This window comes from Candidatus Frankia alpina, assembly GCF_902806485.1.
Classification (GTDB): Bacteria; Actinomycetota; Actinomycetes; order Frankiales; family Frankiaceae; genus Frankia; species Frankia alpina.
In genome coordinates, this window is record NZ_CADCWT010000555.1 from 1 (window position 1) to 593 (window position 593).

The 593-nt window shown below is 73.9% G+C and carries 1 protein-coding gene and 1 pseudogene; both read right to left on the bottom strand.

The window, feature by feature from the left end; translation table 11 throughout:
* Positions 1–219: pseudogene (locus tag G6R25_RS24470) on the bottom strand (protein spdB); the annotation flags it as partial.
* On the bottom strand, positions 216–593 hold a 378-nt coding region (locus tag G6R25_RS24475), incomplete at its 5' end, for a MarR family transcriptional regulator (protein ID WP_163554703.1). The gene G6R25_RS24475 and the pseudogene G6R25_RS24470, both read right to left, overlap by 4 nt.

Below are 593 nucleotides of genomic sequence, written 5' to 3' on the forward strand. Positions count from 1 at the left end.
CAGCCCGGACACGACACCGGAGTGGTCGCCTTGGGCGGCGAGGCGGCGTTCGTAGGCGAGGGTGGCCAGCCAGCCGCCGTCCATGCCCAGGCCGACGACGGTGGCCACCGGCCAGGGCATCAACGAGCCGAGCCAGCCGATGACGACGGCGAGGGTCAGGGCCATCGACACGACCGTCATTGCTGCTGCGGGGGTGCAGGTCCACTGCTTGCGGCTCATGCCGACACCTCTCCGGTGCTGGTGGTGAGAGTGCCGGCGGCGGTGCGGGTGAGCAGGCCGGCGGTGAGGAGGGCGGTGACGGTCCGGCTGACGGTGCCCTTGTGCAGCCCGGTGGCGACGCCGATCTCCTGGCCGGTGCGGGCGCCGTCGCGGACGGCGTGCAGGACCCGGTCCCGGTTCGTCGCCGGCCCGGACTGGTCCGCCGGGTCTGTGACCAGGGTCAGGTGCCGCTCCCCGTGGCCTGGGTCTGGCGGCGGCGCTGTGGTGTCGGCGTGCCATACCGACGGGGGCAGGGCCTGGACGGCGGTGTCGTCGAGCGTCCAGGTGCGGATCAGCCGGGGGCCGTGGCCTTTGAGGTAGCCGTGGCCGCGGTA